Source organism: Capnocytophaga bilenii (genome assembly GCF_017565765.1).
In the GTDB taxonomy this organism is placed as follows: Bacteria; Bacteroidota; Bacteroidia; order Flavobacteriales; family Flavobacteriaceae; genus Capnocytophaga; species Capnocytophaga bilenii.
This window is the reverse complement of sequence record NZ_JAGDYP010000002.1, coordinates 201,565-219,208: the sequence shown is the minus strand read 5'-3', so window position 1 is coordinate 219,208 and position 17,644 is coordinate 201,565. Positions and strand designations below refer to the sequence as shown.

Sequence of the window (17,644 nt, the reverse complement as noted above, 5' to 3'; positions counted from 1 at the left end):
CGTGTTATTTTTTAGGTTTATAGAGAGATTTATTAAAAAGTTCTTCGCTGCTAAGAGTGAGCAGCTTCACAAGAGGCGTATCGGGGTTGCGTTCGGCATAAGCTTGCACTATCCGCAAACCTATAAATTTGCCTATTTGCCCAGGCGATTGGCTGTCCAGCTCTAAGTAGAATTTAGAAAAAGGAGCAGGGTAAATAAATCGCAAAAGCAACTTTTTATCCGTTTGGTAAAGCAGTTGTTTTTCTATAAAATAACGCCATATTTCGGGCTCGTTATCTTCAGCCCATTGGTATTTTTCATCGCTGTAACGCAAGAGAGCAGCAAGGTCTTTTTTGGGAAGTAGTTTATGGGCTAAATAGAGTTTTTTGCCTTCGTAAATCATATTGTCCAAGAAAGTGAGGTGAGCACCACGAGGCACAAGTTTGTTAGCAAAAGCATCGGCAACATCTACAGCAAGGTATTTTTTGTCAAGTTCCGTACTGATGTATTGCTGCATATCAGTGTAATAAGGGTGTTTTTCACCTAAATAGTTATCGCTACCAATAAGCAAGAGACTATCGGCATAAATAACCCTCGATTCGTAATCTACCCTGCTAATGAAAGTTACCACACGTGGCGGTTCAAACTTAGGAAAGTAGTATTTCAGATGCTGAAAGAGATTTTTAAGTTCTTTCTTTTGAGCAGAAAAGTCACCTAAATTTTTTTGAATTTCAGAATAAATATCAGAATAATAAAGTTTAAAAGACGGCTGTTCAGGAAAAATAAGTCCGTTACGTATTTGCAACCATTCCTCAGTAGATATGGTCGAGGTAAAAAAATAAGGATACTGCTCACACAGTTTAGCGAATTGGTCATCGGGTGTTTTTACAAAAAGAGAGTCTAACCGTATGACACTGAAGTGCATAGGTATTTGCGCAATTTCCTTTTCTTGCTTACTGGTGCAGGCTACCAACAAGCACCATAAGGGTAATATGATTCTTTTTATCATCTTATTATTAATTTTGGCGCAAAGATACAAAAATAATGATTAACTACCACCTCATACCTTGAGCGAAGGTTGAGCGAAGGTTGAGCGAAGGATAAGCGAAGGAAAGTCGGCGAGCTGGCGCAGCCGAGTATGTGAGCGAAAAAATCAAATTTCACAATCCATAATTCAAAATTATTTTGTATCTTTGCAGAGTAATTTTCATAAAACGTATAATTATGAAAGGATTCTTTACAATACTATGCTTATGGGCTGGGCTACACAGCTGGGCTCAGGTAACAATAGGGGTAAAACTGAGTAACCCTCTTAGCAGCACAAGTATAATTACAGTACCCAAAGCTACAGTACCTTATGATATAGAAACCTTTGCCTACTTAGGCGTTTTACAAGGAGGTGCTTTTGTAAGAGTGCCTTTTTCACGGCATTTCACATTTCACGGCGAAACCTTATTCCGCACCGAAAGCGTAAGTTTTAGTCCGCGTGGGGCTAATTGGTTTCCCAGCGAACGCCATCTGTATCTGTTTAAATATCTGAATATGCCTTTGCTGTTGCAATGTGAAGGCACCAATAAATTTAGAGGCTTTGGGCAGCTGGGTATAGCCCCTAAGTTTTTGGGAGAAGCTATATTGTATGATAAAGAAGAAGATAAAAATTTTGATGTCACAGAACATTTTAACAGGGCTGTATTAGACCTCAATGTAGGAGGAGGTATCTTGTGGGATTTGCCCCGTGTAGTATTTATGATTGACGGTAGGCTCTCTGTAAACCTTACCCCTATGGCTTCAAAAAGAAGTATGAAATATTTAGATTTTAGAGAGGCACGAAGTATACACGTAGCCATTTCAGCAAGCGCAGGACTTAAAATAGGAAAGAGAAATACAAACAACAAAAAATAGTTATATGATAAATTAGATAAAAACAATATAGAATTATGAGTGCAACAACTATACAAGCAACTATAAATGATGTAGATTTACCTACTATACAACATTTATTTAAAATGTTGAAGATAAAGACTACAATATTAGAAAAAGATGAAACTACTATGACAGAAAGTGATTTTCGTGCTATGGTAACCCAGTCTATGGCAAGTAAAGAAGTGAAAATAAACAGAGAAGAAATGCGACAAAGACTTTTAAAATAATGAAAATCAAAGTAGTGTTGCTTAGTTGTTATGGGCATTATGAAGATAAATAAGACAGAAAAACAAACTAATATAACAATTAATAATGAAAACAGTAGAAAAACTATCGCTTTTGCGTAAGGAAATGAAAGCGCACCAAATTGACGCTTTTATCGTATTCAGTGCCGACCCTCACTTGAGTGAGTACCTGCCTAAAGAATGGCTGGAACGTGCTTGGCTATCAGGATTTACAGGTTCAGCTGGTTTTGTAGTAGTTACGCTAAATAAAGCAGGAGTATGGACAGACTCCCGCTATTTTGTACAAGCAGCTATTGAACTTAAAGACTCTGGCATTACACTTTTCAAAGAGGGTGTAGAAGGTACCCCCGACTATGCCGACTGGCTACTACAGGAGCTCCCCGAAGGTAGCGTTGTAGCTCTTAATGCTTTGGCTACTTCACACCTCGCTTTTGAAAAACTACAAAATACACTCAAAACAAAAAAAATACAACTACAACATCAGCCATTGATTGATGTTGTTTGGACAAACCGCGAAAAAGACCCGTTGCACACTATCTTCGTTCACCCCGATAAATGGGCTGGACAAACCGTTGCCGATAAATTAGCAGCTATACGTAAAGCTATGGCTCAACACAAAGCGGGCTTGCACCTCATCACAGCCCTTGACGATGTGGCTTGGACACTGAACTTGCGCGGTAGCGATGTGAAATTCAACCCTGTATTTTTAGGCTATATTGCTTTAACTGACAAAGATGCTACCTTGTTCGTAGATACTCAAAAGGTTACTCCCGAAGTGGAAGCTCACCTAAAAGCGGCAAACGTGAAAGTAGCTCCTTACGATAGTTTCTTTACTTACTTAGCTGGGGTAAAAGGACAAACTATATTGTTGTCACCCAATAGCAATCAAGCTATTTTTGATACAATAGGGACTCACAATACATTAGTACAACTGCCCACACCAGGCAACCTGATGAAAGCCGTAAAAAATGCTACCGAACTGGAAGGTTTCCGCACAGTAATGGTACGCGATGGGGTGGCTATGGTAAAATTCTTGTATTGGCTAACGCACAATGTAGGCAAAGAACCTATGACCGAATATAGTGTGGGGCTCAAATTACGCGATTTCCGTGCCGAAGGGGCTAACTTTGTAGGTGAAAGTTTTGGTAGTATTATTGGTTATCAGGGCAATGGCGCCATAGTGCATTATTCAGCACCCGAACAAGGCAGTAGTGAATTGAAAGCTGAAGGTAGTATTCTGGTAGATTCAGGAGGACAATATCTTGAAGGTACTACCGATATTACACGTACAATACCTTTAGGAAAAGTTTCTCAGCAATTTATTGACGATGCTACCTTAGTACTAAAAGGTATGATACAGCTGGCAATGGTACAATTCCCTAAAGGCACACGTGGGGTACAATTAGATGCTTATGCTCGTATGGCTCTTTGGAAGTGTCATAAAGATTACGGACACGGCACAGGGCACGGGGTAGGTAGTTTTATGAATGTGCACGAGGGACCTCAAAACATTCGTAAAGATATGAACCCACAAGTGCTTTTGGCAGGTATGGTATGCTCTGATGAGCCTGGTTTTTACCTTGAAAACCAATATGGTATTAGGCACGAGAACTTAATAGCAGTACGCGAAGTTGCCCAAAATGAATTTGGTACTTTCTACGATTTCGAAACGCTTACTCTTTGTCCGTTTATGCGTTCGGCTATCAATGTATCATTGCTTACAGATGTGGAAAGAGAATGGCTCAACAATTACCACAAAACTTGCGAAGAAAAATTGGCACCACTATTGGAAGGTGAAGTAAAAGCGTGGTTTTTAGAATTAGTAAAGCCGTTGTAAGCTAATGGGTAGTCGTTAGGCACAAGCCACATTGGCTATTAAAAAACTTTGCCAAAGCTCTACAGACTGTCGTCTCACGACCTTTGGCAAAGTTTTTATATGTTATTTTTTTGAATTATGGGGGTAGAACAGAAAAACTTTGTAAGAGACTTGCTGATATGGCGTGTAAAGCACATCAGTGAGCGGCATTTTATACTGATACTGAGCGGGGTAATAGGCATTGTTACAGGCTTGGCAGCATTGGCTATGCGTAGCTTTACACACTTGGTGCAATGGCTGCTAGACGGGCAATTGGCACAAACCATTACTTATGGCTTTTACTTTATACTGCCTACTATAGGTTTTGGGGTGGTGTATTTGGTGAAGAAATACGTAGTACGCAATGATGTGAACCACGGGATTCCTTCGATACTATATGCTGTAGCGCACCAAAAAGGAGTGATGAAGCGCTTTCAGGCATATGGTAGTTTGTTAGTAGCACCTATTACTATTGGTTTTGGGGGGTCGGTAGGTTTAGAGGGACCTATGGTGGTTACAGGTGCTGGGATAAGTTCCAATATCTGTACTTTTTTTCATATCAACCAAACCAACCGTATGCTGTTGTTGGCGTGTGCTTGCGCAGCGGCATTGGCTTCTATTTTCAAAGTGCCTATTGCAGCAATATTGTTTGCCATAGAAGTCTTCGGTCTCGATCTTACGCTCTCTTCACTCATACCGCTATTTATTGCTTCGCTTAGCGGGGTGTTTACTTCTTACTTTTTCTTTGGTAATGAAGCCCTTATCCCGATACAAATCACACAGGGTTTTTCACTACAAGGTATTCCGTTTTATATATTATTAGGAGTTGTGGGCGGACTGATGTCGGCTTACTTTACTTATGTATATGAAAAGCTCAACGCCTATTTCAAAAAGTTGGCTTCACCTTACCTACGGATTATAATTGGAGGCGCACTATTGGGGTTGCTCATCTTTATAATGCCACCGCTATATGGTGAAGGACACGAAACTATCAACCATCTAAAAGAAGGACATCCTGAATTGTCCTTAAGCTCTAATATTTTTAATTGGGATTTAACGAACGCTTGGATTATCATATTACTACTTGCAGGGCTTACTTTTGCTAAGGTAGTAGCCACTTCGCTTACCTTTGGTGCAGGAGGAGTGGGAGGTATTTTTTCGCCTATGCTGTTTATGGGAGGGGTAATGGGTAACTGCTTGGCTCGGATTATCAACCAATTCCCCGTACTGGGCTATAAAGCTGAATTGCCCAACTTTACAATGGTGGGAATGACCGCCCTGATGACAGGAGTGCTACACGCACCACTTACAGCAGTCTTCTTGATTGCTGAAGTAACAGGCGGTTATTCGCTATTAGTGCCCGCAATGCTCACAGCAGCAGTGTCGTTCTTGGTAGCCAAATCCTTCAATAAATACTCTATTTATACGATGGAATTAGGGCGCAAAGGCGAACTCATCTCGCAGAACAAAGACCAATCAATACTTACGTTAATGAACTTTGAGCAGGTAGTAGAACACAACTTCACACCCGTATATACCGATATGAAACTCAGGGAAATAGTGTATGATGTAGTGCGCTATTCCAACAGAAATATATACCCTGTACTCGATAGAGAACACAATACACTGAAGGGAATATTGTTATTAGACGATATACGTCAGCTAATGTTTGATACTGACCAATACGACAAGATAGATGCCACGCAGCTAATGCAGTTGCCACCAGCCGTAATTACGATGGGTGAGGACAAAATGAGCTCTGTAATGGATAAGTTTCAGCAAACGGGAGCTTGGAATCTACCTGTGGTGAAAAATGGCGAGTACTACGGGTTTATTAGCAAATCAAAACTATTGAGCATTTACAGGCGCAAGCTGATTTACTTCACACAGTAACTGTTACACCTTAATAGTATAAGTTAGGCAAAAGCACCACACACTTTAGCAAAGTATTGAAACTTTGCTAAAGTTTTTTTGTTTTCAGAGCAATCTTATCACCCAAAAAAAATTATATATAAAACAACAAAAAACATCTTTTTTTGTTAATAATGCAATTACATATATCACAAATATCAGTAAAACACAAAAAAAAATATTATTTTAAAAAAATCAACAATTATAATGAAACACTATTACATTATCAATAAAATGAATATATTTAATGAAAAATATTCAATAAAATAAGAATTTTTATATTGTTAAAGAAAGGTTAATGAAAAAATATTCAGAAAAATATAATTAAAAAAGTTTGTTATTAATAAAATTGTTTTTTACCTTTGCGGCGAATAATAGCTTAACTGAAGTATAAAACTAAAAACAAATTGAACGATGAATCTGAAGAAACTTCTCCAAAAAGGGATATTGCCATTGGCAACACTCCTTGTAGCAGGAACGCTAAGCGTGTCGTGCTCTAAAGATAATGAAGCTTTTAGACCTACCCCTGAGGCACGCCCCGCAGAGCCCAAAGTACCACCTGTAAAGAAAATCATTGGTGCTGCAACCCATAAAATTGTGGTAAATACCGAAAAGGGGCCTGGTGAAAAAGTAAAATTGTTAATTTACGCTCGTGAAACGGAACGCTCCGATGTGTTTATAGACTGGAATAACAATGGTACTTATGATGAAGATACTGATGACCTTGTAACTAAATTTGAAAGAGATTACACAAAAGGAGCTTCTTATACCGAGTACGAACTAAAAGGAAGAGATTTTGCCGTATGTGGTAAGGTAATTCGTTTTGCTATAATGGACGAAAAAATAAAAGGGGTAGATCTCTCTGGGAATACGCTGGTAAAAGCTCTTGCCTTGGCAGGTACCAAAACCCTTACGCTTACAGGTTTAGACCTTAGTCGCCAGACTGATTTGCGAGAATTGCTCTTGCAAAGCGTGGTATTGCCATCACTAAATGTGTCGCAAAATACTGCCTTAGAAAAATTAGTAATTAGCAAAACTCCTTTAACAAACATCAACCTAAACAACAATGTAAAACTAAAAACATTGTCGTTAAATAGTAATAAATTTACAAGTCTTGATGTTAGTAAAAACGTAGCTCTTGAAGTTTTCGCGTGTGCAGGCAATCAGCTTACGAGCCTTGATGTTACAAAGAACGTAGCCTTACAACAGTTTGCTTGTACAAGAAACAAAATCAGAACACTTGATGTTACCAAAAATACAGAGCTTGTACTTTTGTATGTAGGAGTTAATTCACTTACCACATTAGATATTAGTAAGAATACTAAAGTAAAAGATTTTGATGCAGGGTCTAATCAGCTTACAAGTTTAGATTTCAGTCGCTTAACTCAATTAGAAGAGGTACAAGTAAGTGATAATAGGCTCACAGCACTTGATTTCCGCTCTAATCCTAATATGAAACTTGTAGCTTGTAGCTTAAATCGTATCAGCTCAGCTGCATATACTCAGCTAATCAACGGACTGAAAGTAAATACAGAAGGTTTGATTCTTGTATTCTCTGAAGCGGCTAATGAGCAAAACGAAATCAGCGATGCTCAAGTAACAAAGCTCCGCAGCGAAAAGAAATGGAAAGTATTCAAACAAAAAGCCGATGGTACTATTATGCAGACTACCGTTGGTAACCAATAGAAAAACGACTAAGTATATAAATAAAGCGATTTTAGTTTATAAAGCAATCTGATAAGTTTTATAGCGATTTATAAAAAGGAGATTACCGAAAAAGGTAGTCTCTTTTTTTTCTTTCACTAATGACTAATAATTATATATAAATACTAAGAATAACTATTATTAACAATAAAAAACTAATAATTTAATGCATTAATTATAAATACAACAAAGTAACCTATTGTAATTATTTTTCTTCAGTATTATTTAGTTCAAAATCGTTAAAATCATTAAATATAAAAATATTCTTACATATAATTCAAAAAAATACATTTTTATTTGCTTTTTTCAAAAAATCTTTATATTTTTGCCCCGAATTGTAATAATATTTCTAACTATGCAAAAGAAAACCCTGTTAAAAGCTGGGATTTATTCCCTATTAGTGGGAGCATCTATTATAGCTTGCTCAAAAAAAGGTACTGAAGAACAACAAAGTACTACTACTGTCAATGTGCAAACACCCGCAGGTGTAAACCAATGGGTTATAAAGCCTAATGTGAATGTTGAAGCTCCTTATATGGTGTTTCAAACACAGAATGATGCCAACACTCCACTAAGTATAAAAATAGACCCTTTATACTCAAGCACAGAAGTGTGGATTGATACCAACAACAATGGTGTTTTTGATAATGGTGTTGACGCAAAAGTAAGCAACTTTAGTGCTCCTGTAACTTTCAAAGTTACTAACAAAGTATGGGTAGTGTACGGAAAGGTACGTAAAATAAACGTAGCGAATAACAAAATCATTCAAGGTTATGTAGCTGGCAATACCTCTCTAAATACTTTAGACGTAAGCCATAATGAGCTAACAGCTGCTAATTTGTTGTTCTTGGTAAAAAGCCTACCCAGCAAAAGTGCTACTGAAGCTTCACACATTATCATAGTGAAAGACAAGAGCATTGGTACTGAAGAGCACAACCAGTCTAATGCCGAAGTGCTAAAAGCAGCTAAAGCACAAAAATGGGGTGTAAAACAACACGAAGGAGGCAATAGAATCTCTGACTTTACTGAAGAAGAAGCTCAAAACGACAATGGTGCTGCCAACTTACCTCGTATTTTTGTTAAAACCGATAAGCCTGTAGGTAGCTCTTTGCACTTTGATATTGAAGCTGCTGACATAGACGAAGCATTTTTTGATTTTAACAATAACGGAAGGTTTGACAGAGGCGATTTGAGAATATCACAAGCTCAAAAAGAGTATACTATTGCTTCTCAAGAGTTTACAATCTACGGTAAAATAACAGCTTTCTTGGTAAGCTCATTAGATGATCCTGAAAATGTTAAAAACGAGATTACTAGGATAAAATTTGAAAACAATAATAGTATTGGTCAAATAATGGTGTTTAACAATAAACTTTCGGAAGCGGCTATTAATGAATTGGTAGAAAGCCTTCGTACAATTCCTGCAGGAGAAAGAGGAACTATCATAATCAAGCTTAACGTTGGTGATAACAACGTGGTTACAAGCCAAGCTATTAGTAAACTAAAAGGTAAAAATTGGACCGTTCAGGAAATAAAAGACGGATGGTGGGCTGATCTTTAATACTGAAAATCAATAAGGTATACAAAAAGAGTTATTTTTTTAAGAAAAAAGTAACTCTTTTTTTTGTTTTTATTACTAAAAGTTTCTACATTTGCACAAAAATAATCAGACTTTCCAACCAAAAGGAAATCTACAAAAAACAAAGTAGAAAAACAAAACATATTTAGTAGTAAATTTAATAAATAAAATATAACAAGATGTCTCAAAAAGGTAAAGTATCACAGGTAATTGGGCCTGTAGTGGATGTAGAATTTGGCTCTGATAATGAGCTACCTCGCATTTACGACTCATTGGAAGTAGTAAAACCCGATGGTACTAAACTGATATTAGAAGTACAATCTCACATAGGCGAAGATGTAGTACGCGCCATATCAATGGATTCTACCGAAGGGCTAAGCCGCGATACCGAAGTAATCGCTACGGGTAGCCCTATAAAAATGCCTGTAGGGCATAATATATACGGAAGATTATTCAACGTAATGGGTGACGGCGTAGACGGGCTGGGCAACCTACCTAAAGACGGTGATAACGGACTTCCTATACACCGCCCTTCACCTAAGTTTGAAGACTTATCTACTTCTACTGAGGTACTTTTTACAGGTATCAAAGTAATTGACCTAATAGAACCTTATGCCAAAGGTGGTAAAATTGGACTTTTTGGAGGTGCTGGAGTAGGAAAAACAGTACTTATTCAAGAGCTTATCAACAATATCGCTAAAGGACACGGAGGGCTATCTGTATTTGCAGGAGTAGGCGAACGTACCCGCGAAGGAAATGACCTATTGCGCGAAATGCTCGAATCGGGCATTATTAAATACGGCGATGCTTTTATGGAATCTATGGAAGCTGGTGGATGGGACTTGAGCAAAGTAGACAAAGACGCTATGAAAGAATCTAAAGCTACTTTCGTATTCGGGCAAATGAATGAACCACCAGGAGCACGTGCTCGTGTGGCTCTATCAGGGCTCACCATAGCCGAGTACTTCCGCGATGGTGCTGGCGAAGGACAAGGTAAAGACGTGCTTTTCTTCGTTGATAACATTTTCCGCTTTACCCAAGCGGGTTCAGAAGTGTCGGCTTTGTTAGGACGTATGCCTTCTGCCGTAGGTTACCAACCTACATTGGCTACCGAAATGGGGGCTATGCAAGAGCGTATCACCTCTACTAAACACGGTTCTATTACCTCAGTACAAGCGGTATACGTACCTGCGGACGACCTTACCGACCCTGCGCCTGCTACTACCTTTGCGCACTTAGATGCAACTACGGTACTTTCGCGTAAAATTGCCGAACTAGGTATCTACCCTGCTGTAGACCCGCTCGACTCTACCTCGCGTATCCTTACCCCCGAAATATTGGGTAAAGAACACTATGAGTGCGCGCAACGTGTAAAAGAACTATTGCAACATTACAAACAATTGCAAGACATTATCGCTATATTGGGTATGGAAGAGCTATCGGAAGAAGACAAGATAGCTGTAGCAAGAGCACGCCGCGTACAACGTTTCTTATCGCAACCTTTCCACGTAGCTGAACAATTTACTGGGTTACCTGGTGCTTATGTAGATATTAAAGATACTATCAAAGGCTTTAATATGATATTAGACGGTGAGCTTGACCACCTACCCGAAGCTGCTTTCAACCTAAAAGGTACTATTGAAGAAGTGATAGAAGCGGGTGAAAAAATGCTTGCTGAGGCTTCATAACTATTAAATAACCTATTATGACAGTAGAAATTTTGACCCCAGAGAGGTTGTTGTACAAAGGCGAAGCCACTGCCATTACCTTGCCAGGCGCTAAGGGTAAGTTCCAAGTTTTAGAACACCACGCCTCTATTATTTCCCTACTCACTGAAGGCGAAATAGTACTAGTAAATGGCAAAGAAACTAAAAATATAGCTATTGTAGGCGGCACCATTGAGTTCAACCACAACAAAGCTATTATTTTAGCTGATTAAAGAGTTTGTGCTCAGAGATAAATTTTAAGTGGGAGACTGTCCTGAGAGTTACGACTCTTGGACAGTCTTTTTTCTAATTTTGAATTACTTTTTTAGTTTATGAATCATCGTAGAGTAGTTATTACGGGAATGGGGATATACTCGTGCATAGGAACAAATATAGAGGCGGTGCGACAATCGTTGTACGAAGGTAAATCGGGGATTGTACTACTACCTGAGCGCAAGGAGTATGGTTACCGCTCAGCTCTCACTGGCTATGTACCCAACCCCGACCTCAAGCAGCTATTAGGGAGGCGCGAGCGCATATCGATGGGGCAGGAAAGCGAATTTGCTTATATGGCAACTTCAGAAGCCTTAGCACAAGCTGCTATCACTCCTAACTATCTACGCGAAAATGAAGTAGGTATATTGTACGGCAACGATAGCGTAGCAGGTTCAGTAATAGAAACAAACGACAAGATTAGAGAAAAACGCGATACTACTTTAGTAGGCTCGGGGGCAGTGTTCAAAACGATGAACTCTACCGTTACGATGAATCTTTCTACATTATATGGTTTGCGAGGTATCAATATGAGTATCAGTGCGGCTTGTGCAAGTGGTTCGCACGCTGTAGGATTGGCTTACTTATTGATACAAAGTGGTTTGCAAGACTGCATTGTATGTGGTGGTGCGCAAGAAATCAACAAGTATAGTATGGGTAGCTTTGATGGTTTGGGAGTATTCTCGATGCGGGAAGATGATCCTACACGAGCTTCGCGTCCGTTTGATGCTGCTCGTGATGGGTTGGTGCCCAGTGGCGGGGCTGCTACTTTGGTTTTGGAGAGTTATGAACACGCTATGCAGCGTGGTGCCACGTCTATTGCTGAAGTAGTTGGCTATGGCTTTTCGTCTAATGGGGGGCATATCTCTACCCCAAATGTAGAAGGTCCTGCACGAGCTATGGAACGTGCTTTGCAGAATGCTGGTTTGCGGGCTACGGACATAGATTACATCAATGCGCACGCTACTTCTACCCCTATAGGTGATGCCAATGAAGCGAAGGCTATTTATCAGCTTTTTGGAGGGAATACTCCTGTAAGTTCTACTAAGGGGCTCACGGGGCACGAATGCTGGATGGCTGGTGCGAGTGAGATTGTATATTCAGTAATAATGATGCAACATAGTTTTATAGCACCTAACTTGAATTTTGAGACTGCTGATGCTGATAGTGGTAGGTTGCGCATTATAGCCGAAACGACCCCGCAGCGTATCGATACTTTTTTGAGTAATTCGTTTGGCTTTGGGGGTACTAATTCGGCAATAATAGTGCGTCAGCTATAAATACCTCCGTTGATATTAATAACTTCTCCTGTAATATAGCTTGCTTTTTTAGACACGAGGAAAGAAACGAGGTCGGCAACTTCTTCGGCTTCGCCAAAACGCCCTACGGGTATGAGTTTTACCAAGTCGGGTTCGTTGAGAGAAGAGGTCATATCGGTGCGAATGAATCCTGGTGCTATGGCGTTTACGGTGATGTGCCGTTTGGCAACTTCTTGAGCAAGTGCTTTAGTAGCAGCAATAATAGCTCCTTTGGCTGCAGAATAGTTGGTTTGCCCTGCTGTTCCTTTTACTCCTGAAACAGAAGCGATATTGATAATACGCCCGTAGCGGTGGCGCAACATACGTTGTATAAAGAAATTAGTAACGTTGTAGAATCCGCCGAGGCTAGTATCGATAACGCTTTTCCAATCTTCGGGAGGCATCCACATAAATAGTCCATCGCGATTGATGCCTGCATTATTTACAATTACTTCTACAACGGCATCTTTATTATCGTTTTGCCACTGCGTGAGTGCCTCTATGGTACTTTGATGGTTTGAGACATCGAATTTGACGATATTACCATCGCGTCCTAATTTTTTGATATGGTCTAAGGTTTCGCGTGCTGCGACTTCATTAGACTGATAAGTAATCAGGAGGTGATAATCGGTGTCGTGGGCTAATTTTTCACAGATGGCGCGCCCTATTCCTCTTGAACCACCTGTAATGACTGCAAATTTTCTCATAGTATATCTTTTAGTCGTTAGTTTTTAGTCGTTAGTCGTTAGTTATTAGTTGGGGGCTGTGTTAGCTCGCTGACTTTCGTTCGCTCAACGTTCGCTGATACTCGGCTATAGCCAGCTTTTCTTTTGGCGATTGGTTGGGGGAAATTGGGGGAAGGGTTATTTTTTTATTTCTTGCAGCAAATATACAAAAAAGTTTTATATCTTTGCGCAATTAAACGAAAAAAAATGTGCAATTAAAATAATATAACAATCAATTAAAATAAAAAGTAATTCAATGAAAAAAATGTTTTTTACAGTAATGGTTTTGGGTGTTTTTGGAGGGCTTAACGCTCAGATAACTGATTCGCTCCCACAGGGGGTAACACCTACAGAAATAAAGGTGGTTGCTGAAGCGAAGCCTGCGGTACCTTCATTTGCTGAAAAGCTAAATATTGACCTTTTCTTTAGAGGAGGTATGGTGGCAGATAGTTATGACAATGATGCTCGCAACAACACTCGCTTTGTGATTGACAATGCGCGCTTGAACTTTCAGGGTGATTTCAATAAGGATTTGTTTTACCGCTTGCGTTTTCGCCCTAGTCGTCCTTTTACGGCTAACAGTCAAGATGGTGGGGCTAGTGCTTTGGATTATGCTTTTATTACTTATCGCTTTGGTGGGGCTAGGCAATGGGATGTAACATTAGGGAAACAGCTTGCTGCTTTTGGTTCGTTTGAAAAGGAAATCAATCCGTTGTATGAATATATTTTTAGTGATTACTTGAACGGGGTTTACAACAATGTGTTTTTGTCGGGGTTGAACTTAGGCTATAAAGTTGATGACAAACAGCGTGTGGGTGTGCAATTGCACAATACTTTTAACAATACTTTTGCTGAACACTTGAAGGCTAATGGACTTTCGGCAGGAAACTTTAAGGCTTCTAAAACGCCTATAGGAGCTTATTTGTATTGGTATGCTGATTTTGGAAAGTTCAAATTGCGCTATTCGTACAATGTATCGCAGTATGCTACTGACAAGCTAACGCACTCGGTAGCATTGGGAAACAGCTACAAGAGTGGCAAACACAGCGTGTATTTGGACTTGAGCTACTCGCATATGGCAGCAGATTACGGCACTACGGTATCTAAACTTTTGGCAGGAGTGGGCACGCCTACGATGGAGGGTGATGCTGTTTATAAACGTGCGGTGTCGCGCTATGATTATCAGCTTACTGACCGCTGGAGCTTGTCTGCCAAAGTGGGTGTAGAGCTTGCGGGTAGCACTCAGCAGCTAAGTGAGCAATTGCGTGCTAACTGGATATATTTTGGAGCTGTGCAATACGCACCACTACAGGGGCAGGATTTGCGTTTTTACGTGGCTTATGTGGGTAACACTATATCGTATTACGAGGCTTTGCACCGCAAAAATGAGCAGCTGAACAGAATTGCTATAGGTGCTTATTACACATTGCCTATACTAAAAACTAAGAACTAACACTAACGACATACAACTGAAAATGAAGCAAATAGAGGGTTTTTCAAAACTTAGTAAGCAGGAAAAGATAGCGTGGTTGTGCCGCACTTATTTTGGTGATGTGAGTGATGCCGCTGCCTTATTTGAAAGGTATCACAACACTGATAGTGAACTGCAAAAGCTACACGATGAGTTTATAGAAAACACAGTAACTAACTACTACTTGCCTTTTGCTGTAGCTCCTAACTTTCTTATTGACGGGAAAACGTATACAGTACCTATGGCAATAGAGGAAAGTTCGGTAGTAGCTGCGGCAAGCAAGGCTGCAAAATACTGGCAAGGCAAGGGAGGCTTTCACACGCGAGTAGTAGCCACTGAAAAAACGGGGCAGGTGCATTTCTTTTTCTATGGAGAAAAGGAAGCATTGCAGGCTTTTGTAGATAGAACTACCCCTATAATGTTGCAACAAGCTGCCCCTATTACAGCTAATATGGAAAAGCGCGGAGGGGGCGTTCGCTCGCTTGTATTGGTAGATAAAACGGAGGCTTTGGCGCATTACTACCAGCTATCGGCTACTTTTGAGACTCTTGATGCTATGGGGGCTAACTTCATCAACAGTTGTTTGGAATCGTTTGCAGAGACCTTTAGAGAGGAAGCTGAAAAAGAGGCTACTATGCAAGGGCAATACGAGATTGTGATGTCGATACTTTCTAACTACGTGCCTAATTGTGTGGTGCGTGCAGAGGTGCATTGCCCTGTAGGTGAGCTAAAAATAGCGCACTTAGAGGGAGAGACGGCTGCTAACAAATTTGTGCAGGCACTTGCTATTGCCAATGCTGATGTGTATCGCGCTACAACTCACAACAAGGGAATAATGAACGGCGTGGATGCAGTAGTACTAGCTACGGGTAATGACTTTAGAGCCATAGAGGCTGGTGCTCACGCTTATGCGGCTCGTACGGGTAGCTACAGGAGTTTGTCGGAGGCTTGGATAGAAGATGGTGTATTTCATTTTGCTTTGGAGTTGCCGTTGGCACTGGGGACGGTAGGTGGGCTTACCAACTTGCACCCCTTGGTGAAAACAGCGTTAGAAATTTTGGAAAAACCTACAGCACGACAGCTGATGGGGATAGTAGCAAGTGTAGGGCTGGCACAGAACTACTCGGCAGTGAGTTCGCTGATAGGTTTAGGCATTCAGAAAGGGCATATGAAGATGCACCTGAACAATATACTGAATCAGCTACAAGCAAATGAGGAAGAGAAGAAAGTGCTTACAGCTTACTTCAAAGATAAAACGGTAACACATAGTGAGGTGAAGAGAGAGCTGGAACGATTAAAACTAACTACTAACGCAAATAACTAATGAGGAAATACTTATATTTTACGACAATAGTACTTATAGCGTTGGGCTTATGGCAGTGCGCACGGCGAGGCACCCCTACGGGAGGTCCGAAAGACGAAACGCCACCAGAGTTACTATTGGCTACTCCCCCTTCGGGAACTACAAACTTTGTAGGGAATAAAATACGTTTGCGCTTTGATGAATTTGTAGTTACGAAAGACCTTCGCAAGCAGCTTATCATCTCTCCGCCGATGAATAATTTCCCTACAATATTGCCTAATTCGGCTTCTAAATGGTTGGAAATAAGAATTACAGATACCTTGCAACCCAACACTACCTATGTGCTGAACTTTGGCAATAGCATACAAGATTACAACGAGAATAACCCTTATAGAGATTTTAAATATGTATTTTCGACAGGGCGAACGATTGATACGCTGTGGTATGAAGGCGATGTAGCAGACGCTTTTGAGCCTACAACCGATAACTTTGTAACGGTAATGCTGTACCCCTACAACGAACAATACAACGACTCAATAGTATACAAGCAAAAGCCACTATACGTAACCAATACATTAGACAGCCTTAATTCGTTTGCTTTTGAATATCTAAAAGAGGGCAAGTACAAACTTATTGCGCTAAAAGACAAGGATAACAATTACTTATTCAATCCTAAAAGCGACAAAATCGGTTTTCTGGAAGCGCCTATTAGCGTGCACGACCTAAAAGGGCAGTCGCAGGGGGTTTATCCTAAGTTGCGATTGTTCAAAGAAGTATTGCCTTACAAAGCGAGCCGACCTTGGCAGGCTGCTACTAACCGCATTAGTTTGGGTTACGAAGGGGCTACCCATAGCCTTACGGTGAAACCTATAGGCGTAGGCGATGACTTTAAATATGTAGTTGCTAAAGACCCCAAAAAAGATACGCTGAACATTTGGTATTCTCCGAAGCAGAAAGATTCGTTGGTAATTGCTGTAGCGCATCAGCAAAAAGTGGATACTTTCAGGGTACGACTACGCGAAAGCAAAGATATAAAACCAGACAGCTTGCGAATAGAAAAACTTTTTTCAGCAGACTTGCCTATGAACAAGGACTTTGGTTTTAAAAGCAATATTCCTTTGGCAAAGGTAGATGCTTCTAAAATAAAAATCACTCAGGGGAAAGATTCATTGGCTAAAAAAATAGATTTTAAAGGAGAGCTGAGTGCCGACAAGCTCATATATTACTTAAAATTTGACAAGAAAAACGGCGAACGATTCAACATTCAACTACTGCCCAAAGCTATTGTTGATTTCTTTGGGCATAGCAACGACAGCCTGAAGGTGGCTATCAGCACAAAGCCCTTAGAAGAACTATCGGTACTGAAATTGGCTATCAAAGGCGAGGGGGTAGCATTGCAGTTCCCTATAATACTACAGCTGACAGACAGCAAAGGCAAGGAGGTGAAAGAAACCTACCACTTTGAAAAGCCTCAAGACTTGTACATACTACAATACATTACCCCTGCCAAATACCAACTTCGGCTTATAGAAGACCGCAATGGCAATGACAAGTGGGATACGGGTAATTTCCTAAAACATCTACAGCCTGAACGCGTATGGTTTTTAGGCAAAGAAATGGAACTGCGAGCCAACTGGGAAATAGAAGAGAATTGGCTGCTAAAAGATTAGAA

14 protein-coding genes are annotated in these 17,644 nt (G+C 40.2%); 12 read left to right on the top strand and 2 right to left on the bottom strand.

Annotated features, from left to right (window positions below):
- Positions 1 to 4: 4 nt before the first annotated feature.
- Positions 5 to 988 carry a gliding motility lipoprotein GldB gene (gene gldB, locus J4N46_RS03335; RefSeq protein WP_009415337.1) on the bottom strand — a complete coding sequence of 328 codons (984 nt, stop codon included), beginning with the start codon at positions 986 to 988 and terminating at the stop codon, positions 5 to 7.
- Positions 989 to 1,203: 215 nt separating this feature from the next.
- On the opposite strand from gldB, the gene J4N46_RS03330 reads away from it, so the two are divergent.
- From J4N46_RS03330 to J4N46_RS03290, 9 genes are all read left to right on the top strand, one after another.
- The gene (locus J4N46_RS03330; protein WP_208058164.1) at positions 1,204 to 1,881 is read left to right on the top strand and encodes an outer membrane beta-barrel protein; all 678 of its coding nucleotides are present in this window, start codon (positions 1,204 to 1,206) and stop codon (positions 1,879 to 1,881) included.
- Between the two features lie 35 nt (positions 1,882 to 1,916).
- On the top strand, positions 1,917 to 2,129 hold the full coding sequence (locus tag J4N46_RS03325; RefSeq protein ID WP_208058163.1) for a hypothetical protein: 213 nt from the start codon (positions 1,917 to 1,919) through the stop codon (positions 2,127 to 2,129).
- An 85-nt stretch (positions 2,130 to 2,214) separates the two neighbouring features.
- Complete coding sequence (locus J4N46_RS03320) at positions 2,215 to 3,984, top strand: aminopeptidase P family protein (RefSeq protein WP_208058162.1); 1,770 nt, start codon at positions 2,215 to 2,217, stop codon at positions 3,982 to 3,984.
- 117 nt (positions 3,985 to 4,101) lie between these two features.
- Complete coding sequence (locus tag J4N46_RS03315; protein ID WP_208058161.1) at positions 4,102 to 5,895, top strand: chloride channel protein; 1,794 nt, start codon at positions 4,102 to 4,104, stop codon at positions 5,893 to 5,895.
- A gap of 432 nt (positions 5,896 to 6,327) precedes the next feature.
- On the top strand, positions 6,328 to 7,599 hold the full coding sequence (locus J4N46_RS03310; RefSeq protein ID WP_208058160.1) for a leucine-rich repeat domain-containing protein: 1,272 nt from the start codon (positions 6,328 to 6,330) through the stop codon (positions 7,597 to 7,599).
- Between the two features lie 373 nt (positions 7,600 to 7,972).
- Positions 7,973 to 9,178, top strand: coding sequence for a hypothetical protein (locus tag J4N46_RS03305; protein WP_208058159.1), 1,206 nt, complete (start codon positions 7,973 to 7,975; stop codon positions 9,176 to 9,178).
- A 197-nt stretch (positions 9,179 to 9,375) separates the two neighbouring features.
- Positions 9,376 to 10,884, top strand: a complete 1,509-nt coding sequence (gene atpD / locus J4N46_RS03300) for a F0F1 ATP synthase subunit beta (RefSeq protein WP_009415329.1) — start codon at positions 9,376 to 9,378, stop codon at positions 10,882 to 10,884.
- A gap of 17 nt (positions 10,885 to 10,901) precedes the next feature.
- Positions 10,902 to 11,135: a FoF1 ATP synthase subunit delta/epsilon gene (locus J4N46_RS03295; RefSeq protein ID WP_009415328.1), complete on the top strand. Its 234-nt coding sequence runs from the start codon at positions 10,902 to 10,904 to the stop codon at positions 11,133 to 11,135.
- A gap of 99 nt (positions 11,136 to 11,234) precedes the next feature.
- Positions 11,235 to 12,455 (top strand): beta-ketoacyl-[acyl-carrier-protein] synthase family protein, encoded by a 1,221-nt coding sequence (locus tag J4N46_RS03290; RefSeq protein WP_208058158.1) that lies wholly within the window; start codon positions 11,235 to 11,237, stop codon positions 12,453 to 12,455.
- On the opposite strand, the gene fabG is transcribed toward J4N46_RS03290, so the two are convergent.
- Positions 12,446 to 13,180 carry a 3-oxoacyl-ACP reductase FabG gene (gene fabG / locus J4N46_RS03285; RefSeq protein WP_208058157.1) on the bottom strand — a complete coding sequence of 245 codons (735 nt, stop codon included), beginning with the start codon at positions 13,178 to 13,180 and terminating at the stop codon, positions 12,446 to 12,448. The two genes, J4N46_RS03290 and fabG, sit on opposite strands and share 10 nt — an antisense overlap.
- Before the next feature lie 274 nt (positions 13,181 to 13,454).
- Here fabG and J4N46_RS03280 point away from each other — a divergent pair, with 274 nt between their 5' ends.
- From J4N46_RS03280 to J4N46_RS03270, 3 genes are read left to right on the top strand one after another with little or no spacing between them, the layout of a single operon-like run.
- Complete coding sequence (locus tag J4N46_RS03280; RefSeq protein WP_208058156.1) at positions 13,455 to 14,651, top strand: porin; 1,197 nt, start codon at positions 13,455 to 13,457, stop codon at positions 14,649 to 14,651.
- 22 nt (positions 14,652 to 14,673) lie between these two features.
- Positions 14,674 to 15,993, top strand: a complete 1,320-nt coding sequence (locus J4N46_RS03275) for a hydroxymethylglutaryl-CoA reductase, degradative (RefSeq protein ID WP_208058155.1) — start codon at positions 14,674 to 14,676, stop codon at positions 15,991 to 15,993.
- The gene (locus J4N46_RS03270; RefSeq protein WP_208058154.1) at positions 15,993 to 17,642 is read left to right on the top strand and encodes an Ig-like domain-containing protein; all 1,650 of its coding nucleotides are present in this window, start codon (positions 15,993 to 15,995) and stop codon (positions 17,640 to 17,642) included. Before J4N46_RS03275 ends, J4N46_RS03270 begins: the two co-directional genes overlap by 1 nt.
- The last annotated feature ends 2 nt before the right edge of the window (positions 17,643 to 17,644 follow it).

Bases quoted from the DNA above. Each gene is read 5' to 3' on its own strand.
- atpD (WP_009415329.1), top strand. From the start codon at position 9,376: ATGTCTCAAAAAGGTAAAGTATCACAGGTAATTGGGCCTGTAGTGGAT.
- J4N46_RS03310 (WP_208058160.1), top strand. From the start codon at position 6,328: ATGAATCTGAAGAAACTTCTCCAAAAAGGGATATTGCCATTGGCAACA.
- J4N46_RS03280 (WP_208058156.1), top strand. From the start codon at position 13,455: ATGAAAAAAATGTTTTTTACAGTAATGGTTTTGGGTGTTTTTGGAGGG.
- J4N46_RS03330 (WP_208058164.1), top strand. From the start codon at position 1,204: ATGAAAGGATTCTTTACAATACTATGCTTATGGGCTGGGCTACACAGC.
- J4N46_RS03320 (WP_208058162.1), top strand. From the start codon at position 2,215: ATGAAAACAGTAGAAAAACTATCGCTTTTGCGTAAGGAAATGAAAGCG.
- J4N46_RS03290 (WP_208058158.1), top strand. From the start codon at position 11,235: ATGAATCATCGTAGAGTAGTTATTACGGGAATGGGGATATACTCGTGC.
- gldB (WP_009415337.1), bottom strand. From the start codon at position 988: ATGATAAAAAGAATCATATTACCCTTATGGTGCTTGTTGGTAGCCTGC.
- J4N46_RS03275 (WP_208058155.1), top strand. From the start codon at position 14,674: ATGAAGCAAATAGAGGGTTTTTCAAAACTTAGTAAGCAGGAAAAGATA.
- J4N46_RS03305 (WP_208058159.1), top strand. From the start codon at position 7,973: ATGCAAAAGAAAACCCTGTTAAAAGCTGGGATTTATTCCCTATTAGTG.
- J4N46_RS03295 (WP_009415328.1), top strand. From the start codon at position 10,902: ATGACAGTAGAAATTTTGACCCCAGAGAGGTTGTTGTACAAAGGCGAA.
- J4N46_RS03315 (WP_208058161.1), top strand. From the start codon at position 4,102: ATGGGGGTAGAACAGAAAAACTTTGTAAGAGACTTGCTGATATGGCGT.
- fabG (WP_208058157.1), bottom strand. From the start codon at position 13,180: ATGAGAAAATTTGCAGTCATTACAGGTGGTTCAAGAGGAATAGGGCGC.
- J4N46_RS03270 (WP_208058154.1), top strand. From the start codon at position 15,993: ATGAGGAAATACTTATATTTTACGACAATAGTACTTATAGCGTTGGGC.
- J4N46_RS03325 (WP_208058163.1), top strand. From the start codon at position 1,917: ATGAGTGCAACAACTATACAAGCAACTATAAATGATGTAGATTTACCT.